At 61.5% G+C, this 24,287-nt stretch carries 23 protein-coding genes and 1 tRNA gene; 19 read left to right on the top strand and 5 right to left on the bottom strand.

The window, feature by feature from the left end:
• Window positions 1–46: 46 nt before the first annotated feature.
• From BUE21_RS09150 to zapE, 6 genes are all read left to right on the top strand, one after another.
• Window positions 47–1,147, top strand: coding sequence for an SPFH and helix-turn-helix domain-containing protein (locus BUE21_RS09150; RefSeq protein WP_073356381.1), 1,101 nt, complete (start codon window positions 47–49; stop codon window positions 1,145–1,147).
• A gap of 66 nt (window positions 1,148–1,213) precedes the next feature.
• Window positions 1,214–3,157: a DUF294 nucleotidyltransferase-like domain-containing protein gene (locus BUE21_RS09145; protein WP_073356380.1), complete on the top strand. Its 1,944-nt coding sequence runs from the start codon at window positions 1,214–1,216 to the stop codon at window positions 3,155–3,157.
• A 22-nt stretch (window positions 3,158–3,179) separates the two neighbouring features.
• Window positions 3,180–3,980 (top strand): 3'-5' exonuclease, encoded by an 801-nt coding sequence (locus BUE21_RS09140; RefSeq protein WP_084523114.1) that lies wholly within the window; start codon window positions 3,180–3,182, stop codon window positions 3,978–3,980.
• A 27-nt stretch (window positions 3,981–4,007) separates the two neighbouring features.
• Complete coding sequence (locus tag BUE21_RS09135) at window positions 4,008–4,790, top strand: helix-turn-helix transcriptional regulator (protein WP_073356379.1); 783 nt, start codon at window positions 4,008–4,010, stop codon at window positions 4,788–4,790.
• A 62-nt stretch (window positions 4,791–4,852) separates the two neighbouring features.
• Complete coding sequence (locus tag BUE21_RS09130; protein WP_234971098.1) at window positions 4,853–5,809, top strand: DMT family transporter; 957 nt, start codon at window positions 4,853–4,855, stop codon at window positions 5,807–5,809.
• 119 nt (window positions 5,810–5,928) lie between these two features.
• A complete protein-coding gene (gene zapE / locus BUE21_RS09125; RefSeq protein WP_073356377.1) occupies window positions 5,929–7,026 on the top strand; it encodes a cell division protein ZapE in 1,098 nt (365 codons plus the stop codon).
• A 9-nt stretch (window positions 7,027–7,035) separates the two neighbouring features.
• Here the strand turns inward: zapE and BUE21_RS09120 are convergent, their stop codons facing one another.
• Window positions 7,036–8,325 carry a mechanosensitive ion channel family protein gene (locus BUE21_RS09120; protein WP_234971097.1) on the bottom strand — a complete coding sequence of 430 codons (1,290 nt, stop codon included), beginning with the start codon at window positions 8,323–8,325 and terminating at the stop codon, window positions 7,036–7,038.
• Between the two features lie 135 nt (window positions 8,326–8,460).
• On the opposite strand from BUE21_RS09120, the gene tadA reads away from it, so the two are divergent.
• The 3 genes from tadA (at window position 8,461) to BUE21_RS09105 (ending at window position 12,381) form a co-directional block, all read left to right on the top strand.
• The gene (tadA, locus tag BUE21_RS14510) at window positions 8,461–9,798 is read left to right on the top strand and encodes a tRNA adenosine(34) deaminase TadA (protein WP_143164476.1); all 1,338 of its coding nucleotides are present in this window, start codon (window positions 8,461–8,463) and stop codon (window positions 9,796–9,798) included.
• Window positions 9,799–9,829: 31 nt separating this feature from the next.
• Entirely contained in the window at window positions 9,830–10,873 is a 1,044-nt protein-coding gene (locus BUE21_RS09110) for an LD-carboxypeptidase (protein ID WP_084523099.1), read from the top strand.
• A gap of 77 nt (window positions 10,874–10,950) precedes the next feature.
• Window positions 10,951–12,381, top strand: a complete 1,431-nt coding sequence (locus tag BUE21_RS09105) for an aldehyde dehydrogenase family protein (RefSeq protein ID WP_073356375.1) — start codon at window positions 10,951–10,953, stop codon at window positions 12,379–12,381.
• On the opposite strand, the gene BUE21_RS09100 is transcribed toward BUE21_RS09105, so the two are convergent.
• A complete protein-coding gene (locus BUE21_RS09100; RefSeq protein ID WP_073356374.1) occupies window positions 12,372–12,758 on the bottom strand; it encodes a winged helix-turn-helix transcriptional regulator in 387 nt (128 codons plus the stop codon). The genes BUE21_RS09105 and BUE21_RS09100 overlap by 10 nt on opposite strands.
• Before the next feature lie 105 nt (window positions 12,759–12,863).
• Here BUE21_RS09100 and BUE21_RS09095 point away from each other — a divergent pair, with 105 nt between their 5' ends.
• Window positions 12,864–13,880 (top strand): zinc-binding alcohol dehydrogenase family protein, encoded by a 1,017-nt coding sequence (locus tag BUE21_RS09095; protein ID WP_073356408.1) that lies wholly within the window; start codon window positions 12,864–12,866, stop codon window positions 13,878–13,880.
• 126 nt (window positions 13,881–14,006) lie between these two features.
• Here BUE21_RS09095 and bfr read toward each other — a convergent pair whose 3' ends face one another.
• On the bottom strand, window positions 14,007–14,474 hold the full coding sequence (gene bfr / locus BUE21_RS09090) for a bacterioferritin (RefSeq protein WP_073356373.1): 468 nt from the start codon (window positions 14,472–14,474) through the stop codon (window positions 14,007–14,009).
• Between the two features lie 262 nt (window positions 14,475–14,736).
• On the opposite strand from bfr, the gene BUE21_RS09085 reads away from it, so the two are divergent.
• From BUE21_RS09085 to BUE21_RS09070, 4 genes are read left to right on the top strand one after another with little or no spacing between them, the layout of a single operon-like run.
• The gene (locus BUE21_RS09085; protein ID WP_073356372.1) at window positions 14,737–15,129 is read left to right on the top strand and encodes an arsenate reductase; all 393 of its coding nucleotides are present in this window, start codon (window positions 14,737–14,739) and stop codon (window positions 15,127–15,129) included.
• A 2-nt stretch (window positions 15,130–15,131) separates the two neighbouring features.
• Window positions 15,132–16,091 (top strand): ABC transporter ATP-binding protein, encoded by a 960-nt coding sequence (locus tag BUE21_RS09080; protein ID WP_073356371.1) that lies wholly within the window; start codon window positions 15,132–15,134, stop codon window positions 16,089–16,091.
• Entirely contained in the window at window positions 16,091–16,846 is a 756-nt protein-coding gene (locus BUE21_RS09075) for an ABC transporter permease (protein WP_073356370.1), read from the top strand. Before BUE21_RS09080 ends, BUE21_RS09075 begins: the two co-directional genes overlap by 1 nt.
• Before the next feature lie 6 nt (window positions 16,847–16,852).
• Entirely contained in the window at window positions 16,853–17,104 is a 252-nt protein-coding gene (locus BUE21_RS09070; protein WP_073356369.1) for a BolA family protein, read from the top strand.
• Window positions 17,105–17,350: 246 nt separating this feature from the next.
• On the opposite strand, the gene BUE21_RS09065 is transcribed toward BUE21_RS09070, so the two are convergent.
• The gene (locus tag BUE21_RS09065; RefSeq protein ID WP_073356368.1) at window positions 17,351–18,412 is read right to left on the bottom strand and encodes an RNA-guided endonuclease InsQ/TnpB family protein; all 1,062 of its coding nucleotides are present in this window, start codon (window positions 18,410–18,412) and stop codon (window positions 17,351–17,353) included.
• Window positions 18,413–18,641: 229 nt separating this feature from the next.
• Between BUE21_RS09065 and BUE21_RS09060 the strand changes: the two genes are divergently transcribed.
• Window positions 18,642–19,043 carry a GlcG/HbpS family heme-binding protein gene (locus tag BUE21_RS09060; protein ID WP_073356367.1) on the top strand — a complete coding sequence of 134 codons (402 nt, stop codon included), beginning with the start codon at window positions 18,642–18,644 and terminating at the stop codon, window positions 19,041–19,043.
• 356 nt (window positions 19,044–19,399) lie between these two features.
• Here BUE21_RS09060 and BUE21_RS09050 read toward each other — a convergent pair.
• Window positions 19,400–19,489, bottom strand: a tRNA-Ser gene (locus BUE21_RS09050).
• A 222-nt stretch (window positions 19,490–19,711) separates the two neighbouring features.
• Here BUE21_RS09050 and rpsL point away from each other — a divergent pair.
• The 4 genes from rpsL (at window position 19,712) to tuf (ending at window position 24,285) form a co-directional block, all read left to right on the top strand.
• Complete coding sequence (rpsL, locus tag BUE21_RS09040; protein WP_073356365.1) at window positions 19,712–20,089, top strand: 30S ribosomal protein S12; 378 nt, start codon at window positions 19,712–19,714, stop codon at window positions 20,087–20,089.
• 181 nt (window positions 20,090–20,270) lie between these two features.
• Window positions 20,271–20,744 carry a 30S ribosomal protein S7 gene (gene rpsG / locus BUE21_RS09035; protein WP_073356364.1) on the top strand — a complete coding sequence of 158 codons (474 nt, stop codon included), beginning with the start codon at window positions 20,271–20,273 and terminating at the stop codon, window positions 20,742–20,744.
• 85 nt (window positions 20,745–20,829) lie between these two features.
• On the top strand, window positions 20,830–22,938 hold the full coding sequence (gene fusA, locus BUE21_RS09030; RefSeq protein WP_073356363.1) for an elongation factor G: 2,109 nt from the start codon (window positions 20,830–20,832) through the stop codon (window positions 22,936–22,938).
• A gap of 156 nt (window positions 22,939–23,094) precedes the next feature.
• Window positions 23,095–24,285 carry an elongation factor Tu gene (gene tuf / locus BUE21_RS09025; RefSeq protein WP_073356243.1) on the top strand — a complete coding sequence of 397 codons (1,191 nt, stop codon included), beginning with the start codon at window positions 23,095–23,097 and terminating at the stop codon, window positions 24,283–24,285.
• The last annotated feature ends 2 nt before the right edge of the window (window positions 24,286–24,287 follow it).

The raw sequence follows: 24,287 nt of genomic DNA, 5'->3' as shown, positions 1-24,287 counted from the left end.
CACACCCTTAGAATGAACGCTGGATTCACTCACATTGCCTCATGCCATGGAACGCATTTTCAATCTAGTCAGAAACCAGTTGATCGAGATCATCGAGTGGACGGATGATTCGCGCGATACCCTGTCGTACCGCTGGCCGGACAACGACAAGGAGATCAAGAACGGGGCGCAGCTCATCGTGCGCGAGTCGCAGCAGGTGCAGTTCGTGGCGGCTGGACAGTTTGCCGATCTGTTCAACCCCGGCAAGCATACGCTTACCACCGAGAACATTCCGATTCTCTCGACCATCCTGGGCTGGAAATACGGCTTCCAGTCGCCTTTCAAGTGCGATGTCTATTACCTGAACACGCGCCTGTTCACCGGCAACAAGTGGGGCACATCCAATCCGGTGATGATGCGCGACCAGGACTTCGGCGTGGTGCGTCTGCGGGCCTTCGGCACTTATGACTTCCGCATTGTGGACGCGCCGCTGTTTCTGAAGGAAGTGGCGGGCACCGACCAGAATTTCCGCCTTGACGAATTCAACGACACCATGCGTTCGCGCATCGTCAGTGTCTTCACCGAGGCACTGGTCAAGGCGCATGTGCCGGTGCTGGACATTGCGCAACGCTACAGCGAGCTGGGCGACGCGCTGCTGCCCATCATCAACCCAGCCATCCGCCAGAAGTATGGTCTGGAGGTCAGCAGCTTCATTCTGGAGAATGTGTCGGTGCCGCCGGAGGTGGAGCAGGCCATCGACAAGCGCAGCAGCATGAGCGTCATCGGCAACCTGAACGATTACGTCAAGTACCAGATGGGCGTGGCCATGGGCGAGGGCGGCGAAGCCGGGGCCGCAGCAGCCATGCCTGCGCAGATGGCCATGGGCTTCGGGCTGGCGCAGGAGATGATGCGCTCCATGCAGCAACCGGGTGGTGCATCTGCCGTGCCGCCGCCCCTGCCGGGCAATTTTGCTCCCGCAGCGGCACCAGCGGCTGCTGCTGCCACCGCCGGGCTGGATGTGCTCACGCCGGAACAGGCGGCGCAGGCCCTGGGTGTGTCGGTGGAAGATGTCATGACGGCCATTCACACCGGCGACCTGAAGGCCCGCAAGATCGGCAGTGCCTGGCGCATTGCCAAGAGCGCGCTGGAGGAGTTTCTGCGCGGCTAGGGCGTGTCATGAGTGCCTCCGCTTCGACTGGCTTCACCCACTACCATCACAGAAAGGCTTTCGCCCATGACAAACTCGTTGGAGCGCGCAGGCCGCGATGCGGTCTCGCAGAATGTGCAGGGCATCGTGCAGTTCCTGCAACAGCATCCGCCGTTCAGCCAGATGGAACCGGGTCATCTGGTGCAACTGGTGGAAGGGTGCAGGCTGGCCTTCTACCCCCAGGGAAGCCGCATTCTGCATCCCGGTGACGGGCGGGTGCAGGAGTGGTTTCTGATTCGGCAGGGGCAGGTGCGGGGCGAGCGCGGGGGCGCGGATATTCCGGCCAGCGAGGGGCTGGACACGGCTGAGCTGGAGCTGTGGCCCGGCGATGGGTTTCCGGTGGCCGCGATTGTGGGTGATCGATCCACCCGCACCACCTATACGGCCGTGCAGGATACTTTCTGCCTGCAACTGCCGGTGCAGCAGTATGCGCACATGCTGCAATTGTCCGAGCCGTTCCGGCAGTTTGCCTTCAAGGGCGTGAGCAGCCTGCTGGGGCAACTGCACCTGAAGGTGCAGCAAAGTGCCACCGTATCGCTGGGGGCGCAGTATTCGCTGGATGCCCGCCTGCAAACCCTGATGGGGCGCGAGCCACTGACGTGCAGCCCCGACACCACCGTGCAGGCAGCGGTGCAGCAGATGTACCAGCGGCGCGTGGGCAGTGTGGCCGTGGTCGATGCCCAGCAGCACCTGCTGGGCATCTTCACATTGCGCGATCTGCGCAACATGGTGGCGCAGGGCCAGCCGATGCAGTCCAGTCTCATGGCCGATTGCATGGTGCCCAATCCCTACAGCCTGCCGTCTTCCAGCACCGCCTTCGATGCGGCCCTGTTGCTGACCCAGCACCACATTACCCATGTCTGCGTGGTCGATGACGGCAAGCTGGTGGGGGTTCTGTCCGAGCGCGACCTGTTCGCGCTGCAACGGGTCGATCTGGTGCATCTGGCGCGTGCCTTGCGTCAGGCCGACAGCATTGAGGCCTTGCAGGCGCAGCGGCGCGGCATCGACCGGCTGGTGGATGCCATGCTGGCGCATGGAGCCAGCGCGGCGCAGATTCTGCGCGTCATCACGCAACTGAACGACCACACCACCACCCGCGTCATCGAACTGATGCTGGCCGAGCACGGCGACCCTGGTGTGCCTTTCACCTGGCTGGTGTTCGGCAGCGAAGGACGGCAGGAGCAGACGCTGCTGACCGACCAGGACAATGGCATCCTGTTCCAGGCAGACAGTGCCCAGGAGGCCGAGCAGCACAGGCAACGCCTGCTGCCGCTGGCGCGTGCCATCAACCAGGCCCTGCACCAGTGCGGGCTGACGCTGTGCAAGGGCAACATCATGGCGGGCAATCCCCGGCTGTGCCTGTCGGCGCGGGAGTGGCATGGCTTCTTCCTGGCCATACTGCGCGAGACCGACCCGGAGAATTTGCTCAAGGCCACCATCTTCTTTGACATTCGCCCGCTGTGGGGTGCGGACAATGGCTTTGCGCACTTGCAGGCGGAATTGCTGGCCATGGTGGCCGACAACCCGCTGTTCCAGCGCATGATGGCGCAGACCGCGCTGGAGCACAGCCCCACGCTGGGCGGTGTGCGCAACCGGCTGGAGCAGGCACTGGGGCTGGCCAAGGCCGACATCGACCTCAAGACCCAGGCCCTCACGCCCTTTGTGGACGGCGCGCGCATTCTGGCACTGGCGCATGGCATCACAGAGGCATCCACGCTGGAGCGCATGGCGCAACTGGCACAGAAAGGCGTGATCGGCCAGCCGCAGGCCCAGGCGTGGAGCGAAGCCTACAACTACCTGCAACTGCTGCGCATGCAGCAGCATCGCCGCCAGGCCCAGGCATACCAGCCGCTGGACAACAGCCTGAACCCTGCCAGCCTCAACACGCTGGACGAACGCATCCTGCGCGAATCGCTGCGGCAGGCGCGGCAGGTGCAGGATTCACTGCGTCTGCGCTACCGGCTCTCGTAACACCGCTTCGGAGATGCCCGCCATGCCCCCCGATTCCTCTCATTCCCCCCCGCTGCGCCAGTGGCTGCACCAGCAATGGCAACGCTGGCGCGGCCAGTCGCCCGGCAGTGCGCCCGCTGCTGCACTGGACGATGCCACCCGGCAGCGACTGGCGGCACTGCCGCTGCCCGCGACAGCGGCCACGGCCCACAGCCTGCTGGAACAACCGCTGGTGGTGTTCGATCTGGAAACCAGTGGCCTGAACATCCACAAGGACGTGGTGCTGGCCGCCGGGGCCGTGCGCATCGAGCAGCAAAGCATTGTCATGGGCAAGCCGCTGGAGTGCATACTGCGCGTCGAAGTGCCGCTGCATGCCGAAAGCCAGCTCATCCACGGTCTGACCCAGGCCGACTTGGCGCGCGGCCAGGAACCGCATCTTGCCTTGCTCGAATTGCTCGAATTCGGGCCAGATGCCATCTGGCTGGCCTACCACGCGGCCTTTGACCATGCCATGCTGCAACGCGCCGCCGCCCATTGGCTGGGGCTGGACGGGGCGCGCATCCCCAGGCCGCTGGACTTGGCCTACCTCGCCCCCATGCTGTTTCCGCAGCACGCCAAACCCCAGGCGGGGCTGGATCACTGGCTGCAATGCTTTGCACTCGACATGCCCGCGCGACACCACGCCGCTGCCGATGCCTTCGCCACCGCGCAGATTGCCTTGATCGTGCTGGCACAGGCGCGGCAACAGGGCTTGCACACCTGGGCGCAACTGGCCGACGCGCTGGCGGCCTGGCAACGCGAACGCGCCCAGAAGGAACAGCGCGACCAGCAGCAGGTGTTCTGAAACTTCGCCCCTGCCACGCTGATTGCCATGCCAGCCACCCCATTGCAGATGCCGCACCGCCCGCTGGCCCTGACGGTGCGCAGTTACGGTCAGGATGGTCAGGCCCATGCACACGATTTCGTGCAACTCGTACTGCCGCTGCATGGTGCCCTTGAAATCGAAGTGGGCGGTCGGGGTGCATGGCTGGATCGAATGCGGGCGGCCTATGTCCCCCAAGGGATGTGCCACATCCAGGCCAGCCAGCAGGCCAACGGGTTCCTGATCGTGGACGTACTGCCGCACATGCTGGATTCTCGACAGGCCGAGCAGTGGGCGGCGCACCGTTTTCTGCCGGTTTCCCCGGCAGCGAACCACCTGATCGATTACATGGCGGCTTCACTGCAAGGCGAGGGTGTGACAGAGCGTGCCGCCTTGTGGATGCCTTTGTTGCTGGATGCGCTGGCCAATGGCACGCCCCAGCCATCGGTGAGGTGGGCCAAACTGGCGGCCACTGTGGATGCCGATCTCGCGCGCCACTGGACGGTGGCCGACATGGCAGCCTGCGTCGGGGTGAGTGCCAGTCGGCTGCATGTGCTGTTCCGCGACGCATTCGGCACCACGCCACACGACTGGCTGGTGCAACGTCGGCTGGAACAGGCACGCCAGTGGCTGGCAGGCACCGACAGGCCGATTGCCGAAATGGCTGCTGCCCTGGGGTTTTCCGATCAGAGTGCGCTGACCCGCGCAGTGCGCAAGGCCACCGGAATGCCCCCTGCCGCATACCGCAGGCAGGCACGCAGCACCCCTTTCCCTGGCACGGCAACAGCCTGAGTCCAAACTGCAATAGCCTGGGACAAGACAGCCGCAGTTCGGGTGGCTATCGTGGCGGGATGTTGAAAAATCATTCATTTCTGTCGGGTGCATCCCGGATCACCATTGGCATACTCTGCGGCGCAGGGGCCGGGGCGGTGTGGGGGCTGGTGTTTCTCGCGCCGGAATTGGTGCGCGGATTCGGGCCGTTGCATCTGGCCACAGGCCGCTACCTGTGTTATGGCCTGTTGTCGCTGGTGCTGCTTGCTCCCCGCTGGCGCAAGGTGGTGCCCCGGCTGACGCGGCAGCAATGGGTCGGCATCATCAGTCTGGCCCTGATTGGCAACCTGCTCTACTATGTGCTGCTGTCGGCTGCCGTGCAGTGGGGCGGGATTGCCATGACCTCGCTGGTGATTGGCTTTCTGCCGGTGTGGGTGACCATCATTGGCAGCCGCGACCGCCATGCCGTGCCCTTGCGCGCGCTGACTCCGTCGCTGGTCTGTTGTGCGCTGGGCGCGTTTTGCATCGGCTGGCAGGTGCTGGCCATGCCCGCACCGGGTGTGTCGCTGCGGCATGTCGCTGGACTGGGCTGTGCGGTGGGCGCGTTGCTTGCCTGGACATGGTTTGCCGTGGCCAACAGCCGCTGGCTGGCACGGGTGCAGCACGTCGGTGTTCACGACTGGAACCTGCTGATGGGCATCGTGACCGGAGCGATGGTCGTGCCCTTGATTCCGGTGGCCATTGTGCTGGATGCCACACCGCATACCGCCGCCGACTGGTGGCAGTTTGCAGCGGTGGTGGCCACGCTGGCATTGTTGGCTTCCATCGTCGGCAATGGGCTGTGGAACCGCATGAGCCGCTTGCTGCCGCTCACGCTGGCTGGGCAGATGATCTTGTTCGAGACGCTGTTCGCTTTGCTCTACGGTTTTCTGTGGGAGCAGCGGTGGCCCACCGGCACCGAACTGGCGGCATTCGCCTTTCTGTGCCTGGGTGTGGTTTCCTGCGTGGCTGCGCACCAGCGGCATGGTCGGCACCGATGAGCTGTCGCAGGCTGTGTGGTGGGTAAATTTGCGTTATAAACGCCGCAACCACACCCGCACTGTGCCGGGCAGGCCACCCATCACCACACACCAAACAGAAAACCGGGGGACATACCCACATGAGCGTTGAAACCGCCTATTACGCCGTCTTGCAGGACAAAGGCTACCAGCCCGACCCCGCCCAGTTGCGCGCCGTGGCTGCCTTGCAGCGGTGCGCCGACGAATGGGGAGCCTACAAAAGCAAACGCTCCAACCGCCTGAAAAAATGGCTCAACCACCCGGATATTCCCCAGGGCGTGTACATGTATGGCGGGGTGGGGCGGGGCAAGAGCTTTTTGATGGAGTGCTTTTTTCAGGAAGTGCCCATCAAGCGCAAGGTGCGGCTGCACTTTCATGAGTTCATGCGCGAGGTACACAAGGAACTGCAAGTGTTGCAGGGCATCGAGAACCCGCTGGACGTGCTGGGCGCGAAAATCGCCAAACGCTACAAGCTGATCTGTTTTGACGAGTTCCATGTGGCGGACATCACCGATGCCATGATTCTGTATCGCCTGCTGCTGGCCCTGTTCGACAATGGCGTGGGGTTTGTCACCACTTCCAACTTCACGCCCGATGGCCTTTACCCCAACGGCCTGCACCGCGACCGCATCCTGCCTGCCATTGCCTTGCTGAACCAGCGCATGGAAGTCATCAACGTCGATAACGGCACCGACTACCGCCGCCGCGCGCTGGAGCATGTGCAGCTCTACCACTGCCCCAATGGCCCACAGGCCGATGTGGCCATGACCGAAGCTTTTGAGAGCCTGGCAGCCGCCAGTGACGAACCGCCGGAATTCCGCATCGAATCGCGCACCATTCCTGCCCGCCGCCGTGCCGCAGGCGTGATCTGGTTCGATTTCAAGCAACTCTGTGGCGGCCCGCGCTCGCAGAACGACTATCTGGAAATTTCCAACCAGTGCCACACTGTGCTGCTCAGCGACGTGCCGCACATGCCTATCGCGCTGGCATCCGAGGCGCGGCGTTTCACGTTGCTGGTGGACGTGCTGTACGACCGCCACGTCAAGCTCATCATTTCGGCCGCCGTGCCGCCCGAACAGCTCTACACCGAAGGGCCGCTGGCGCACGAGTTTCCGCGTACCGTCTCGCGCCTGAACGAAATGCAGTCGCAGGAATACCTGTCGCTGGAGCGCAGGCTGGTGGACACTTCGCTGACCTGAGCCAGGGCATCAGTCGGCTGCGCTGGCAGTGGCCTGTGGCTGGCTCGCTGCCTTGAGGTCAGCCAATGCCGTGCGCATGTCCGTGCCGCTGGGGTTCTGGAAGGTGCGCAACCCCAGCTCCGGCAGGATGGCCAGCAGGTGGTCGAACACGTCGCCCTGAATGCCTTCATAGCCCGCCCAGATGGTGGTGTTGGTGAAGCAGTACAGCTCCATGGGAATGCCTTCGGGCGTGGGTTCCATTTGCCGCACCATCAGCAGCATGTCCTGGTGGATGCCGGGGTGCTTTTTCAGATAGGCCAGCGCGTAGGCGCGGAAGGTGCCGATGTTGGTCAGCCGCCGCCGGTTGGCTCCCAGTTCGGCCAGGTCGCCCAGGCTGTGCTGGAGCTGGACGTTGCTGGCACGCACGGCAGTGATTTTTTCGTCCAGATAGGGGCGCAACAGTGCGATCTGGCGAAACTGCTGCACTTCTTCCGGCGTGAGAAAGCGCACTGTGCCTGCATCGATGCGGATGGATCGCTTGATACGCCGCCCACCCGACTCCTGCATGCCGCGCCAGTTCTTGTAGCTCTCCGACACCAGCTTCCAGGTCGGGATGGTGGTGATGGTCTTGTCCCAGTTCTGCACCTTGATGGTGTGCAGCGCGATGTCGATGACCGCACCATCGGCCCCGGCCTGGGGCATTTCGATCCAGTCGCCCACGCGCAGCATGTCGTTGGAGGAGATCAGCACGCCTGCCGTGAATGACAGGATGGTGTCCTTGAAGACCAGCATCAGCACCGCCGACATGGCCCCCATGCCCGAGAGCACGATCAGCGGTGAACGGTCCAGCAGCGCGGCGATGATGACCACCACGCCACCGGCGTACAGCATGATGTTGATGAGCTGGAAGGTGCTTTTGAGTGAACGGAACTTGGCCGAAGTGTCGTCGTAGTGCTGGCTTTTCTCCAGCACCACGTTCAGCGTGGTCGTGAGGGTGCGCACCAGATGAAAAGTGGTGAAGGCGAAAGCGATATTGCCAATTGCATTGAGCGGCCCGGCGGGCAGATGCGGCACCAGTCCCACCCCCAGTTGCACCACCACGGAGGGGGTGATCTTGGTGACGCGGGTGAGGATGCGGTCGTCCAGAAAGGTGTGCGTCAGCCGCGTATCCAGCCGTTCGCGCAGACGCGCCATCATGCGCTTCCAGGTGACGGCCAGCACGAAGCGGGTCAGGAATGCGGCTGCCAGCAGCAAGGCCAGGCCGATGGCCATTTGGACGGCGGTGGATTGGTCGTTGAAAAAGTCCTGCAAGAAATTCACGGTTTCTCCTTGGGTTGCGCGGATGAAATTCTAAAAGGCCATTGGTTTTGACGGGGTGTTTCGTCGGTAGAAACCCTTGGATTGGTTGGCAAACCCCTGTACAGCAGTCGCCAGCGCGGTGGGATAATTCTTGCCATGTTCACTCCTGCTGATGACTCCCGCCATGTCCACTGGATGCGCCTTGCCTTGCAACAGGCACGGGAGGCGGCTGCGGCCGGGGAGGTTCCCGTGGGGGCAGTGGTGGTGCAACACGGCCCCGAGGGGGATGTCTTGCTGGCACAGGCGCACAACCGCACGCTGGCCGACCACGACCCCAGTGCCCATGCCGAGGTGCTGGCCTTGCGGGCGGCGGCGCGGCAGCTGGGCAACCATCGCCTGCACGATTGCAGTCTGTACGTCACCGTGGAGCCGTGCAGCATGTGCAGCGGGGCGGTATTTCAGGCCCGTTTGCGGCAGGTGGTTTACGGCTGTGCCGAACCCAAGATGGGTGCGGCTGGTTCGGTGCTGAACCTGTATGCCAATTCCACCCTGAACCATCACACGCAGATTGCCGGTGGCGTGCTGGCCGATGAATGCGCCGCGCTGATGCAAGGCTTCTTTGCCACGCAACGCCAGCGCAACCAGCAGCAACAACGCCAGAATGCCTTGCGCGACGATGCGCTGCGCACACCCGCACGCTGTTTTTCCTGTGGCGATCCGCCTGCCCCCGAAGGCCATTACACCGATGCCACCGATGCACCAGCCTTGCAGGGGCTGCGCCTGCACTGGCTGGACAATCATGCTGTGTCTGACGCGGATGTTCCGCTGCTGCTGTGCCTGCATCCGCTGTGGCACTGGGGTGCGTACTGGCACGAGTTGCTGGACGTGGCCGCGCAGGCGGGAGTGCCCGCACTTGCGCCCGACCTGCCGGGCTGGGGACGCAGTGACAAGCCCAAGAAGATGGCCTGGCACACGCCTGCCGTGCATGGGGAGCTGCTGGCGCAGTGGCTCTGTACGCACCCGCTGCGCCAGCCTGGTCGGCCTGTGGTGCTGCTGGCGCAGGGGTTGAATCTGCCGCTGGCGTTGGCTTTGGCGCGGCATCCCGCAGTGGCCGATGCCGTGGCCGGTGTACTGCTGCGCGATTCGCCGGAAATCGAATGGTCTGCCGATGGGGGCTGGAGCCTGCCGGTCGCCAGCCAGCGGTGGATGCAGGCACTGGCCCAGTGCGGCAAATGCCCCGACTGGAGCCAGCCGCTGCGCCAGTGGCTGCCCGATGCCGCACAGCAGACCGATCCGATGGCCTGGGCCTGGCTGAATGCGCCATTCCCCGATGCCGGGCATCTGGCTGGCCCCCGGTCATTGTCTGGCTGGTTTGCCAGCACAGCGGCGCAGTCCGATGCCCGCGTGCCTGTGTGGTCGTTGCCATCAGACCGCAACGCAGGCACCGTCTGGCACAATCTGCTGGCTGCCGCCCATGCACTCTGCGGGCGGTGACATCGGCTTTTCTCACCTCTTTCTTCCCGCCATGCACCACGCCACGCCTTCTCCCGACGACCACGATCACGCACATCACGCGCACGAAAGCCATGCCCACCACGATGGCTGTGCCACCTGTGGCTGCCATGCCCATGACCATGCGCAGGATGCGGTCAGGCGCATCTACGTCTATTCGCCATCGGGGGCCGTGCAGGACAAAGCTGCCTTCCGGCGCGGCATTCGGCGTTTGACGGCATTGGGCCATCAGGTGGAAGTGGATGAGGCCGCGCTGGCGCGCCACACCCGCTTTGCCGGGGACGATGCCACCCGCCTGCAAGCCGTGGCGCGTGCCACCGCCAGCGGTGCGGATGTGGCCCTCATCAGCCGGGGTGGCTATGGGCTGAGCCGCTTGCTGCCGCATCTGGACTATGCCGCGATTGCGCAGGCCATCGATGGTGGTTTGCAGTATGTGGGCTTCAGCGACTTCACGGCATTCCAGTTGGCCGTGCTGCGCCAGACCGGACGCATCACCTGGGCCGGGGCCGCGCTGGGCGTGGATCTGGGAACCAGCGAAGAACCCGACGAAATCACGCTGGCCTGTCTGGAAGACCTGCTCTACCGTCAGGGCGAAGGCACGGGCTGGCGATTGGGCAAGGCGGCCAAGGGCGCGCCGGTGCAACCCGACCTGCTGATCGAAGATGCACGGCTGTGGGGGGGCAATCTGGCCGTGCTGGTGTCGCTGCTGGGCACGCCGTACTGGCCGGACGTGGAAGGCGGCGTGCTGTTTCTGGAAGACGTGGCCGAGCATCCCTACCGCATCGAACGCATGTTGATCCAGTTGGAGATGGCCGGGGTGTTGCAGAAACAGCGAGCCATCGTGCTGGGGCAGTTCACCGACTACCAGCGCGTGCCGCAGGATCGCGGCTTCAAACTGGACACGGTGGTGCAGGGCTTGCGCGAGCGGCTGGGCGTACCGGTGCTCACCAATCTGCCGTTTGGCCATGTCCCAACGAAAGTCAGCCTGCCGGTGGGCGCGACCGTCAGCCTGCAAACCCAGGGGCGTGACGCGCTGCTGGTGTGGGGGCATTTGTAAGGAATGCCGTGCCCATGACGGCCAGACGCGACAATCAGCAGCATTCAAACCGTATCACACAACCCAGGAGACCCGCCATGCAGCACCACACCCGACATTACATCAACGGCCAATGGCAAACCGCCCAGGGTACGGACACCCACGAGGTGCACGATTCCAGCACCGGCGAAGTGATTGCATCCATCCCCTCCGGGCTGGCGCAGGAGGCCGAGCAGGCCATCGAGGCCGCCGCCGCCGCATGGCCTGCCTGGAATGCCACCCCACCTGCCGAACGGGCACAGTGGCTCGAGTGTATCGCCCAGGGCTTGCAGGCACGCGAGGAAGCTCTGACGCAGGCCATCACCGCCGAGGTGGGCATGCCGATTGTGCAGACGCGCCGCATTCAGGTGCAGTCACCGATTGCCGTCGTGCAGGAATACGCCAACATTCTGCGCCAGGGTTTTGCATGGGAAGAGCGCAGCGGCAACGCGCTCATCGTTCAGGAAGCCGTGGGCGTGGTGGTGGCCATCACACCGTGGAATTACCCGCTCAGCCAGATCGTGCTGAAGATGGCCCCGGCATTGGCCGCAGGCTGCACCGTGGTGCTCAAGCCCAGCGAGGTCGCCCCGCTCAACGCACTGATTCTGGCCGAGGCGATTCACGAAGCCGGCCTGCCCGCCGGGGTCTTCAACCTGGTCAATGGCCGGGGCGACGTAGTGGGCGAAACACTGGTGCGGCATCCGCAGACGAACATGGTCAGCTTCACCGGCTCCACCCGCGCGGGCCAGCGCGTGGCGGAACTCGCCAGCCAGGGAGTCAAGCGCGTGGCACTGGAGCTGGGTGGCAAATCCGCCAGCGTGGTGCTGCGCGGCGCGAATCTGGAAAAAGCCATCAAGGCCAGCGTGGGCGAGTGCATGCTCAACACCGGCCAGACCTGCTCGGCACATACCCGCCTGATCGTCCATGAAGACGATTACCCCGCCATCGTGCCGCTGCTGCAAGCTGCCATCTCCCGCCTGAGCGTGGGTTCTGCCTGGCGCGACGATGTGCGCCTGGGGCCGCTCATCAGTGCCGCACAGCAGGTGCGGGTGCAGCAATACCTGCAAGTGGCACAGGATGACGGCGACGAACTGATTGCCCGTTCCGAAGCAGGCGTGGCTGATGCACCCCAGGGCGGCTACTTCGTCTGGCCCCATGCCTTCAAGGTGCGCCCGGACAGCCGCATAGCCCGCGAGGAAGTCTTCGGCCCCGTGCTGGCCGTGCTCACCTACCGCGATACCGACGAAGCCGTTGCACTGGCCAACGACACCGACTACGGACTGGGCGGAGCCGTCTGGGCCGCCAGCGACGACGAAGCCATCGCCGTGGCGCGGCGCATCCGCACCGGGCAAATCCACATCAATGGCGGGGCCTTCAACCGCAGCGCACCGTTCGGCGGATTCAAGCAGTCCGGCTATGGCCGTGAAGGTGGCGTACACGGCCTGCAAGAATTCCTGGAAGCCAAGGCCCTGCTGCTGCCTCAAGGTTGAATGCGGGGCACCACAGTGGCTGACGGCACTGCCGCTGTGTGCCTATCGACATGGGCATCGCCCCAGGCCTTCAATGCGTGGATGACGGGGGCCAGCGTCTGTCCATAGTCCGTCAGCCGGTATTCCACCTTCGGCGGCACTTCGGGATAGACCTTGCGGGCGATGAGGCCGTCGCCTTCCAGCTCGCGCAACTGATGGGTGAGCATGCGCTGTGTGATATTGGGCAGCAGGCGGCGCAGCTCGTTGAAACGCAGCACCTGTTCGGTGAGCAGGCGATACAGGATCACGCCTTTCCACTTGCCGCCAATCAGCGTGAGCGTGGCCTCGACCGTGCAGCCTGCGGCGCAATGGAAATTGGGGTGGGGAATGCGGGGCATAGGGGGTGGTACCTTTTGTGACACTATATGCAAAGTATGTGCGTTCTTACGTAAATCGACAATAGCAGCAACAATCGCGTGCATTATTCACGAATGGAGTACGCCATGAAAGCCGTCGGTTTCAATCAACCCTTGCCCATTTCCGAACCCGGATCGCTGGTCGATCTCACCCTGCCCGAACCCGCATTCGGGGAGCACGATCTGCTGGTCGAGGTGCAGGCCATTGCCGTCAATCCGGCAGACACCAAGGTGCGCGCCTCGGCGCAGCCCGCGCCGGGCACCTGGCGCATCCTGGGCTGGGATGCCGTGGGCCAGGTGCGGTCGGTCGGCTCCCGTGTCACTGGCTTCAGGCCGGGCGATCGGGTGTTCTACGCCGGGGCCATCGACCGCCCGGGTTGCTACGCCGAAGTGCAGGCAGTGGATGCCCGCATCGTCTCCCATGCGCCGCAAACGCTGGGCGACGAAGATGCCGCAGCACTGCCGCTGACCGCACTCACGGCCTGGGAAATGCTGTTCGACCGCCTTCGGGTTGCGCAACCCGTGGCAGGTGCAGCCCATGCCATTGTGGTGATTGGCGGGGCGGGCGGGGTTGGCTCCATCACCGTCCAGTTGGCGCGTGCCCTGACGGATCTGACGGTGATCGCCACCGCGTCTCGCCCGCAGACGCAGGCATGGGTGCGCCAATGTGGCGCGCACCATGTCATCGACCACCGCCAGCCGCTGGCACCGCAGGTCGAGGCACTGGGCCTGGGCGCACCCGCTTTCGTGTTTTCCACCACGCACACCGACGGGTATCTGGCAGACATCGTGGACTTGATCGCTGCGCAAGGGCGCATCGCACTGATCGACGATCCCCAGTCACTCGACATCGTTGCGCTCAAGCGCAAGAGCCTGTCGATCCACTGGGAGTTCATGTTCACCCGCTCCCTGCTGGCAACAGCCGACATGACCCGCCAGCAGGAGATTCTGCGCAACGTGGCCGAACTGGCCGATCAAGGGCGCATCAAAACCACCCGTACCCAGTCGCTGGGGCCTATCAACGCCGCGAACCTGCGCCGGGCACACGCGCTGCTGGAGAGCGGACAGGCCATTGGCAAAATCACGCTGGGTGGTTTTGATTGAGCGCGTGCTGCACCCCGAATACCAATAACAAAAAATGGCGTGAGGCAGATGGCTGCTTCACGCCCCAAGGGAAGGAAAATCTGATGGGCAAGGGCATGCTCAATGCCCTGGAGCCGCTCATGCCGCTTATTCGGACTGCGATTGCAGGTAGCTTTGCAGGCCGATTTTCTCGATCAGGCCCAGTTGCTTTTCCAGCCAGTAGGCGTGGTCTTCCTCGGTGTCGCGCAGTTGCTGCAACAGCATGTCGCGGGTCACGAAGTCGCCTTCGCTCTCGCACAACTGCATGGCTTTTTGCAGGTTGGCACGCACCTCGTATTCGGTGTCCAGATCGATGCGCAGCATCTCTGGCACGGTCTTGCCTGCCTGGAAGGGCTTCTGGCGCATGTCTGGCTCGCCTTCCAGAAACAGAATGCGGCGCAGAATCGCATCGGCGTGCTGGGTTTCCTCTTCCATCTCGTGGTTCAGGCGTTCATACAGCTTCACGAAGCCCTGATCTTCATACTTGCGCGAATGCACGAAATACTGGTCGCGGGCGGTCAGTTCGCCGCGCAGCAGTTCGTTGAGGGTGTCGATGACTTTGGGATTGCCTTGCATGGTGGGACTCGCTGGGTTCTGGAGAAAAAGCCCATCGGGATGAGATCGTAAACACGTTCTAAGCCGTCTGGTGATGAGCCAGTATGCGCCAAATCACTGCCGTTGCAAATGCTTAACCACGCGTAACCAGTCTGTATGCTTATGGATATGGCAACAGGCATGAGATGCGTTTTTGTTGCTTCAGGGAAGGTCTGCAAAACCCGTTCAGGCTGTTGCGGCAGGGGCAACAATCGCGCGGGGCATTGACCGTACAATCCCCGCCATGAATTCCAGCACACCTTCTGTCCCCAGCATCGCGCTGCACGGCATTCCGAATTGCGACAGCGTCAAGAAAGCCCGCCAGTGGCTCACCGACCATAGCCTGCCATACCATTTCCGCGATTTCAAGAAAACCCCACCGACCCAGGCCGAACTCGTCCGCTGGAGCGACGCGCTGGGCTGGGAGCCGCTGCTCAACCGCAAGGGCACGACCTGGCGTGGCCTCGATGCCGCCGTGCAGGCCGGGGTGCAGGATGCTGCATCGGCCATCCAGGTGATGCTGGCGCACCCCAGCAGCATCAAACGGCCCGTGCTGGAATGGACGGATGCCGCAGGGCAAGGCCATGTCACCGTCGGGCTGGCCGTGGCGCAGTGGCAAACCCTGTTGCCTGCCTGAACATGCCCACTTCCATTCACGCGCCTGCCGTCTCGTTTCAGGCCGTCAGCAAGGAATACGCCACGCCCCATCGGGGGCGTTTCAAGGCACTGGATGCCGTCAGCCTCGACATCCGCCCCGGTGAATTCCTCGGCCTGCTTGGCCCCAATGGCGCGGGCAAGACCTCGCTGATCGCCATTCTGGCGGGCCTGTCCAGAGCCACTTCGGGCCGGGTGCTGGTGCAAGGATTCGACGTGCAGCAGGATTTTGCCCAGGCCCGCAAGCGGCTGGGCATCGTGCCGCAGGAACTGGTGTTCGATCCATTCTTCAGCGTGCGTGAGACACTGCGCTTCCAGTCCGGCTACTTTGGCATCCGCCACAACGACGACTGGATCGATGAACTGCTGCACCATCTGGGGCTGTCCGACAAGGCCGAAGCGAACATGCGCGAGTTGTCCGGCGGCATGAAGCGGCGTGTACTGGTGGCACAGGCTCTGGTGCATCGCCCACCCATCATCGTGCTGGACGAACCCACGGCAGGCGTGGACGTGGAACTGCGCCAGACCCTGTGGCACTTCATCGACCGCCTGAACCGCGAAGGCAGTACCGTGCTGCTGACCACCCACTATCTGGAAGAAGCCGAAGCCCTGTGCCACCGCATTGCCATGCTGCGGCAGGGGCGCATCGTGGCACTGGACCAGACCAGCAACCTGCTCAGTGCGGCCTCGCACACCGTGGTGCAGTTCAAGACCGATCAGGCATTGCCATCCGCACTGGCGGGATTCGCGCGCGTGACCGGACGCATCGTGCAACTGCCCGCACAAAGTGTCGCCGAGGTGGAAGCGCATCTGGCCGCGTTGCGCGAGGCGGGCATTCGCATCGACGATCTGGAGATTCGCCGCGCCGATCTGGAAGACGTATTCGTGAAAATCATGGGTGAGGCAGGCGCGAACGATGCCGCTGTCGCCGGGGGAGTGCGCTGATGGCGGGCTGGCAGATGCTGTTCATCAAGGAAGTGCGCCGCTTCTGGCGCGTGGGCTTCCAGACCGTGGCCGCGCCGGTGCTCACGGCCCTGCTGTACCTGCTGATCTTCGGTCATGTGCTGCAAGACCATGTGCAGGTGTACGACAACGTGGGCTACACCCACTTTCTGGTGCCGGGGCTGGTGATGATGAGCGTGTTGCAGAACGCCTTCGCCAACAGCTCCTCCAGCCTGATCCAGAGCAAGATCACCGGCAACCTGATCTTTCTGCTGCTCACGCCGCTGTCGCACCGCGACTGGTTCGTCGCCTACGTCGGCTCCTCCATCGTGCGCGGACTGGTCGTGGGGGCAGGAGTGTGGCTGATGACGCTGCTGCTGGCTCCCGCACCGCTGGCCCAGCCGCTGTGGGTGCTGTTCTTTGCCGTCACCGGGGCTGGGCTGCTGGGCACACTGGGGCTGATTGCCGGACTGTGGGCCGACAAGTTCGACCAGTTGGCGGCCTTCCAGAACTTTCTCATCATGCCCATGACCTTCCTGTCGGGCGTGTTCTACTCCATTCACTCCCTGCCTACGGTGTGGCAGACCGTGAGCCACCTCAATCCATTCTTCTACCTGATTGATGGTTTTCGCTATGGCTTCTTTGGCCAGAGCGACGTTTCACCCTGGGTCAGCATGGGCATCTGCGCCACCGCTTGGGCACTGACCAGCGCGCTGGCCTTGCGCCTGCTGCGGCAGGGCTACAAAATAAGAGGATAAAAAAACATGACCGCGAATGAACTCGAAACCCTGATCGCCCACGGCCTGCAATGCACCCACATCGCCCTCGAAGGCGACGGCCGCCACTGGTTCGCCACCATCGTCTCGCCGGAATTTGAGGGCCTGCGCCCCATCCAGCGACACCAGAAGGTCTATGCCACGCTGGGCCAGCGCATGCACACCGACGAAGTCCACGCCCTTTCCATGAAAACCCTCACACCCGCCGAGTGGCAGGCGGCATCCGGCACGAGTGCATAGTTTGTGTGGTGTGCATCAGGATGGACACCATGGCAATATTTTTTGCGCCTGCCTTCAAAGCGGTAGTCAAATCAACGTGAGTATTTCCTGGCCCGTATGCCAGCCAGGCTCACCACGACTTACTGGCGCGCAACGGCCTGATCGCCAGCATGGGCCCAAAAGGCAATTGTGGGGACAATGCCGTGATGGAACGTGTCTGATTAAAACTTGGCTATGACAGATTGCAGCATTGACATCCTCCCCTGCCTAAAGGCAGGAGATTCCTCCTGCGAGACGGCAATGCCCTGCCGCGAGAATGTTGCGTGCAGCATTCACGTCGCGCTCGTGTACCGCCCCGCATTCGCTGCACTTCCATTCCCTTATTCCAAGATCTGCGATACCTTTCGGCCTCGACTGCGGCAACGAGCCACAAGCCGAACAGGTCTGGGTTGAATACGCTTCGTTCACTTCCTCAAAAACCACTCCGGCCTGATGGCACTTGTATTCCAAAGCGGTTTTCAACGATGACCAGCCCGCGTCCAGCGTGGACTTGGCCATCCTGGTTTTGACCAGCTTCGCGCTAGCCACGTCGCCCACGAAGATGGCGGCGTTGTTTTTCACAAGGTTCGTTGTGAACTTGTGAATTTCGTCTTTTCTGCGGTTCGCTATCTTGGCATGAATGGCCTTGACGCGCTGCTTTTTGCGTGCACGTTGCGCCACTGCAAGCTGCGGCTCCAGTTCCCGATACCAGCGGCCATGCAGCTTCTGGCCCGTGCTGGTGGTGGCGCAGTCTTTCAGCCCAAGGTCGATTCCTACGGATGCCGTGGCTTCTGTGGGTTTGGTTTCAACCTCCACGGCCACGTTGAAATACCAGCGACCGCGTGCATCTTCGTTGAAGCTGGCGGTTTTGAATTTGTACTGGCCCAGACCGTAGGAATCCCACACGCTGAAGTAGTGGCCGTTGTGATAGACCTGCCCATTCTTCCAACTGGCCGCGCCGGTGTTGATGGGTATCCAGCCCAGGCTGCGCTGGCTGCCGATGGATTTACGCCAGTTCAGGCGGGCGCGTTTGCATTGACGACGGCGCGTGACGTACTCCTGCGCCACACATTGCAGCGTCTGGCTGTGCAAACCCAGCTCCTTGGCGGCTCCCTTGGTGTACGGATGAATATCGTATGCGGACAGCCATTTTCCGCGCTCCCGAATAGAACGACTGGAAAGTGCATTAATGAAATTCCACACGAAACTGACCTGCCGTGCCATCTGCAACAGCAGCGACGCGTGCTTGTCCTTCACGCGGAGTTTCAGGGTTTTGACAACGGTGGCCATGGTGCTGACTTTAACAGAGAAGATATATTTTCAATGTGTTATCCATGAACCAAAATGGAACCCTTCGGGTTGCGCGCTCTGCATCCCCGCCCCCATATCCAGTACGGGGCAGGCTGTGAACGACGGGGTTTTCCGCGCACCCTGATAAAAAAATAAAAAGAAATCTTTTCTATACTGTAGCCTCAACTCTCGTTTACCCTATTTCATTGATTTTTCAGGAGTATGACTGATGAAGAACATCGTAGAACTTGAACTCGCGGACATCAAGCGTATTGCTGCCGCAGCGGAAGCCGAAGCAACCAGCAACAACTGGCCTGTCACCATCGCCATCACCGATGCAGGCGGCCACCTGCTGTGGCTGCAAAGACTGGATGGTGCAGCGCAAGTTTCTGCCTACATTGCACCTGCGAAAGCAAAATCTGCCGCCTTGGGCCGTCGTGAAACAAAAGGCTATGAAGACATGATCAACGGCGGTCGCACAGCATTCCTTTCTGCGCCAGAAATCGATGGTCTGCTGGAAGGTGGCGTACCAATCGTCAAAGATGGTCAGACCATTGGTGCTGTTGGCGTAAGCGGCGTGAAGTCCAACGAAGATGCGCAAATTGCCAAAGCAGGTATTGCTGCACTCTAAACAAATTTATCGGTAGCCCAGCGTCGAATGCAGTTGCTGGGTGTTGTAGATAAGCCAACGAGGTACTGGGTGATGCCGCAGATGGCCTCCCTGGATTGGCGTAGCTACGTTGCCAGACACGTTCCATCTTCAGGTTCAGGAAAAAAACGCTCCATCACGGCATTGTCTCCACAATTGCCTTTTGCGCCTCGGTGTTCGTCAGTGCCATGCGATACCCCCAAATATACCCCCTGCAATCCGTGGCTTGTACTGGAAGCCGCTGGACGAACACGGACGAAAAAAAGCCCCGCTCCCTGTGAAGGGCGGGGCTTTCTGTTTCTTCCACGGACTTGCTTGGAAGGCCGTGGAAGCAATGTTGGCGGAGAAGGAGGGATTCGAACCCTCGGTACGCTTGCGCGTACGCCTGATTTCGAGTCAGGTACATTCGACCACTCTGCCACTTCTCCTGTGGTTTTGAACTGCGGTCAGATTAGATGCAGCACAATCGAAAAATTATAGTCGAATTTTTTCATACCGAAAGCCAAATGTTGGAACGTCTGAAACCGATATGGCATTGCATGCCTGGAATGGGGCTTGTTGTCGTGTGTCTGGCATGGCATAATTAAGGGCTTTTCGGCCTTCTGGCCGGAAAGAATCACGTTTAATTTCACGTTGAGGAACGTCAATACATGCCAACAATCAATCAATTGGTTCGCCAGGGGCGTGCGGTTGAGACTGTCAAGTCCAAAAGCCCGGCGATGGAAGAGTGCCCACAACGTCGGGGCGTTTGCACCCGCGTTTACACCACCACTCCCAAGAAGCCAAACTCCGCTTTGCGTAAGGTTGCCAAGGTGCGCCTGACCAACGGTTTCGAGGTCATTTCCTACATCGGCGGTGAAGGCCACAACCTGCAAGAGCACAGCGTGGTGCTGGTGCGCGGCGGTCGTGTCAAGGACTTGCCAGGTGTGCGCTACCACATCGTGCGTGGTTCGCTGGACTTGCAGGGTGTCAAGGATCGCAAGCAATCGCGCTCCAAGTACGGTGCCAAGCGTCCGAAGAAAGCCTGATAGCGGCTTTTTTGAATCGCTGTTTTCTTTTTGTCATGGTTTTGTTTTACGGTGTCTGCTTCGCTGGGCAAGTGAAGTGGGCGTAGTGGCCAGATTGGCCTGAGCCAATGGTCGAGTAAGTGCAGGTTCGGATGATCTGCATGGCAGAAATGCCAACTGAAGCAAATTTTTGAGGTGAAAAATGCCACGTCGTCGCGAAGTTCCCAAACGTGAAATTCTGCCGGATCCCAAGTTCGGTAATGTAGAGCTGTCCAAATTCATGAACGTGATCATGGAAGGCGGCAAGAAGGCGGTTGCAGAGCGCATCATCTACGGTGCCCTGGACATCATTGGAGAGAAGCAGAAGGACAAGGATCCGCTGGAAGTCTTCAATACCGCCATCAACAATGTCAAGCCCATCGTGGAAGTGAAGTCCCGCCGGGTCGGTGGTGCGAACTACCAGGTTCCCGTGGAAGTGCGTCCCGTGCGCCGTCTGGCCCTGTCGATGCGCTGGATCAAGGAGGCTGCCCGCAAGCGTGGCGAGAAGTCCATGGCTCAGCGTCTGGCCGGCGAGCTGATCGAGGCCACGGAAGGCCGTGGTGGTGCCATGCGCAAGCGTGACGAAGTGCACCGCATGGCCGAAGCCAACAAGGCATTCAGCCACTTCCGTTTCTGATCTTTTGAGTTGATTTTGACGAGGCTGAAAGCCCGACCTGTCCTATTCCTGGCGGGCGGGCTTTCGGTTGTATTGGAGTAAATTTATGGCACGCAAAACCCCCATTGAACGCTATCGCAACATTGGTATCTCGGCCCACATCGATGCAGGCAAGACCACAACCTCCGAGCGTATCCTGTTCTACACCGGTGTGACCCACAAGCTCGGTGAAGTGCATGACGGTGCGGCCACGACCGACTGGATGGAGCAGGAGCAGGAGCGCGGTATCACGATCACGTCGTCTGCCGTGACAGCGTTCTGGAAGGGGATGGATCTCAAGCGTCCAGAGCACCGCATCAACATCATCGATACCCCCGGCCACGTGGACTTCACCATTGAAGTGGAGCGTTCCATGCGGGTGCTCGATGGTGCCTGTATGGTGTACTGTGCGGTGGGTGGCGTGCAGCCCCAGTCCGAAACCGTGTGGCGTCAGGCCAACAAGCACAAGGTGCCGCGTCTGGCTTTTGTGAACAAGATGGATCGTATCGGTGCCAACTTCTTCAAGGTGGTTGAGCAAATGAAGGTTCGCCTCAATGCCCACCCCGTGCCAGTCGTCATTCCAATTGGTGCAGAAGACAACTTCCAGGGCGTGGTGGACCTCATCAAGATGAAGGCCATCATCTGGGATGAGGCCAGCCAGGGCATGAAGTTCGAATACAGGGATATCCCCGCTGAACTGGTGGATGTGGCCGAAGAGTGGCGCGAGAAGATGGTCGAGTCGGCTGCCGAAGCCAGCGAAGACCTGATGAACAAGTACCTGGAAGAGGGTTCCCTCAGCGAAGAGGAAATCATCGCCGGTCTGCGTCAGCGCACCATCGCCACCGAAATCCAGCCCATGCTGTGCGGTTCGGCGTTCAAGAACAAGGGTGTGCAGCGCATGCTGGATGCCGTGCTGGACTTCCTGCCGTCGCCCGTGGATATTCCCGATGTGGCCGGCAGCGATCCCGATGACGAAGAGAAGAAGCTCTCGCGCAAGGCGGACGACAGCGAAAAATTCTCTGCATTGGCATTCAAGCTGATGACCGACCCATTTGTGGGTCAATTGACCTTCGTGCGCGTGTACTCCGGTGTGCTCTCCAAGGGCGATACCGTATTCAACGCCACCAAGGGCAAGAAGGAGCGCATTGGCCGTATCGTGCAGATGCGTGCGAACGAGCGTATCGAGATCGAGGAAATCCGCGCCGGTGACATCGCTGCCTGCGTGGGCCTGAAAGACGTCACCACAGGTGAAACCCTGTGTGATGTGGGCGCACCGATCGTGCTGGAAAAGATGGTGTTCCCGGAGCCTGTGATTGCCCAGGCCGTGGAACCCAAGACCAAGGCCGACCAGGAGAAGATGGGCATTGCACTGTCGCGTCTGGCATCGGAAGATCCATCGTTCCGTGTGCGCACCGATGAAGAATCCGGTCAGACCATCATCGCCGGTATGGGCGAGCTGCACCTGGAAATCATCGTGGATCGCATGAAGCGCGAATTCAATGTGGAAGCCAATGTGGGCAAGCCCCAGGTGGCCTACCGCGAAACCGTGCGCAAGACCGTGGCCGATGTGGACGGCAAGTTCGTGCGCCAGTCCGGTGGTAAGGGTCAATACGGTCACGTGGTGTTCACACTGGAGCCACAGGAGCCAGGCAAGGGCTTCGAGTTCGTTGATGAAATCAAGGGTGGGGTGGTGCCCCGCGAATACATCCCTGCTGTGCAGAAGGGTGTGGAAGAGGCACTGACTTCCGGCGTGCTGGCAGGCTATCCAGTGGTGGACGTCAAGGTTCGTCTGACTTTCGGTTCCTACCACGATGTGGACTCGTCCGAACAGGCGTTCAAGATGGCTGCCATCTTTGGTTTCAAGGAAGCAGCCCGCAAGGCCAACCCTGTGATTCTGGAGCCGATGATGGCTGTGGAAGTGGAAACTCCTGATGATTACGCCGGTAACATCATGGGCGACCTTTCTTCCCGTCGCGGTCTGGTGCAGGGCATGGAAGGTCTGGCCGGTGGTGGTCAGGCCATCAAGGCCGAGGTTCCCCTGTCCGAGATGTTTGGTTACGCCACCCAGTTGCGCTCCATGTCGCAGGGTCGTGCCAGCTACACGATGGAATTCAAGCATTACGCTGAAGCCCCGAAGAACGTCGCCGATGCCATCGTGGCAGCACGCGCCAAGTAAGCACAAGCAACAACGCAATATTTTTTGCAGGTGTGTGCCTCCACCCCCTGAGGCACGGTCTGCGATCGGGTGCCTTCCTGTGTTCCGTGCGGGAAGATCATGCAGCCCGGTGCAGACCTAAAACATTGCACGGATTGGTTCTTTCGGAGTATAGAAATGGCAAAAGAAAAGTTTGAGCGCACGAAGCCGCACGTGAACGTGGGAACGATTGGTCACGTCGATCACGGCAAGACCACGCTGACCGCAGCGATCGCCACCGTGCTGTCCAAGAAGTTCGGCGGCGAAGCCAAAGGCTACGACCAGATCGACAACGCGCCTGAAGAAAAGGCCCGTGGCATCACCATCAACACCTCGCACGTCGAGTACGAAACGGAAAACCGCCATTACGCCCACGTGGACTGCCCCGGTCACGCCGACTACGTCAAGAACATGATCACCGGTGCCGCCCAGATGGACGGCGCGATCCTGGTCTGTTCCGCTGCCGACGGCCCCATGCCCCAAACCCGTGAGCACATCCTGCTGTCCCGTCAGGTCGGCGTTCCCTACATCATCGTGTTCCTGAACAAGGCCGACCTGGTGGACGACGAAGAACTGCTGGAACTGGTCGAAATGGAAGTGCGTGAGCTGCTCGACAAGTACGAGTTCCCCGGCGACGACACCCCCATCATCCGTGGTTCCGCCCGTCTGGCCCTCGAAGGCGACCAGAGCGAAATCGGCGAAGCCGCCATCCTGAAGCTGGCCGAAGCCCTGGACACCTACATCCCCACGCCCGAGCGTGCTGTGGACGGCGCATTCCTGATGCCCGTGGAAGACGTGTTCTCCATCTCCGGTCGTGGTACTGTGGTGACTGGCCGTATCGAGCGCGGCATCATCAAGGTCGGCGAAGAAATCGAAATCGTCGGTATCCGTGATCTGCAAAAGACCACCGTCACCGGCGTGGAAATGTTCCGCAAGCTGCTGGACCAGGGTCAGGCTGGCGACAACGTTGGTCTGCTGCTGCGCGGCACCAAGCGTGAAGACGTGGAGCGTGGCCAGGTTCTGGCCAAGCCCGGCACCATCAAGCCCCACACCGAATTCACCGCCGAAGTGTATGTGCTGTCCAAGGATGAAGGCGGTCGTCACACCCCATTCTTCGCCAACTACCGCCCGCAGTTCTACTTCCGCACCACCGACGTGACCGGCTCCATCTCCCTGCCCGAAGGCAAGGAAATGGTCATGCCTGGCGACAACGTCTCCATCACCGTCAAGCTGATCGCTCCCATCGCCATGGAAGAAGGTCTGCGTTTCGCCATCCGTGAAGGTGGCCGTACCGTCGGTGCCGGCGTCGTCGCCACCATCATCGCCTGAGT

The organism is Lampropedia hyalina DSM 16112 (genome assembly GCF_900129055.1).
Taxonomy (GTDB): domain Bacteria; phylum Pseudomonadota; class Gammaproteobacteria; order Burkholderiales; family Burkholderiaceae_C; genus Lampropedia; species Lampropedia hyalina.
This window is presented reverse-complemented; position numbering and strand designations above follow the sequence as displayed.

Coding starts and splice junctions, on each gene's coding strand:
- tuf (WP_073356243.1), top strand. CDS start 23,095: ATGGCAAAAGAAAAGTTTGAGCGCACGAAGCCGCACGTGAACGTGGGA.
- BUE21_RS09080 (WP_073356371.1), top strand. CDS start 15,132: ATGCCCACTTCCATTCACGCGCCTGCCGTCTCGTTTCAGGCCGTCAGC.
- BUE21_RS09075 (WP_073356370.1), top strand. CDS start 16,091: ATGGCGGGCTGGCAGATGCTGTTCATCAAGGAAGTGCGCCGCTTCTGG.
- rpsG (WP_073356364.1), top strand. CDS start 20,271: ATGCCACGTCGTCGCGAAGTTCCCAAACGTGAAATTCTGCCGGATCCC.
- BUE21_RS09110 (WP_084523099.1), top strand. CDS start 9,830: ATGCACCACGCCACGCCTTCTCCCGACGACCACGATCACGCACATCAC.
- BUE21_RS09105 (WP_073356375.1), top strand. CDS start 10,951: ATGCAGCACCACACCCGACATTACATCAACGGCCAATGGCAAACCGCC.
- zapE (WP_073356377.1), top strand. CDS start 5,929: ATGAGCGTTGAAACCGCCTATTACGCCGTCTTGCAGGACAAAGGCTAC.
- BUE21_RS09085 (WP_073356372.1), top strand. CDS start 14,737: ATGAATTCCAGCACACCTTCTGTCCCCAGCATCGCGCTGCACGGCATT.
- tadA (WP_143164476.1), top strand. CDS start 8,461: ATGTTCACTCCTGCTGATGACTCCCGCCATGTCCACTGGATGCGCCTT.
- BUE21_RS09140 (WP_084523114.1), top strand. CDS start 3,180: ATGCCCCCCGATTCCTCTCATTCCCCCCCGCTGCGCCAGTGGCTGCAC.
- BUE21_RS09100 (WP_073356374.1), bottom strand. CDS start 12,758: ATGCCCCGCATTCCCCACCCCAATTTCCATTGCGCCGCAGGCTGCACG.
- BUE21_RS09135 (WP_073356379.1), top strand. CDS start 4,008: ATGCCAGCCACCCCATTGCAGATGCCGCACCGCCCGCTGGCCCTGACG.
- rpsL (WP_073356365.1), top strand. CDS start 19,712: ATGCCAACAATCAATCAATTGGTTCGCCAGGGGCGTGCGGTTGAGACT.
- BUE21_RS09150 (WP_073356381.1), top strand. CDS start 47: ATGGAACGCATTTTCAATCTAGTCAGAAACCAGTTGATCGAGATCATC.
- BUE21_RS09060 (WP_073356367.1), top strand. CDS start 18,642: ATGAAGAACATCGTAGAACTTGAACTCGCGGACATCAAGCGTATTGCT.
- bfr (WP_073356373.1), bottom strand. CDS start 14,474: ATGCAAGGCAATCCCAAAGTCATCGACACCCTCAACGAACTGCTGCGC.
- BUE21_RS09145 (WP_073356380.1), top strand. CDS start 1,214: ATGACAAACTCGTTGGAGCGCGCAGGCCGCGATGCGGTCTCGCAGAAT.
- fusA (WP_073356363.1), top strand. CDS start 20,830: ATGGCACGCAAAACCCCCATTGAACGCTATCGCAACATTGGTATCTCG.
- BUE21_RS09065 (WP_073356368.1), bottom strand. CDS start 18,412: ATGGCCACCGTTGTCAAAACCCTGAAACTCCGCGTGAAGGACAAGCAC.
- BUE21_RS09095 (WP_073356408.1), top strand. CDS start 12,864: ATGAAAGCCGTCGGTTTCAATCAACCCTTGCCCATTTCCGAACCCGGA.
- BUE21_RS09070 (WP_073356369.1), top strand. CDS start 16,853: ATGACCGCGAATGAACTCGAAACCCTGATCGCCCACGGCCTGCAATGC.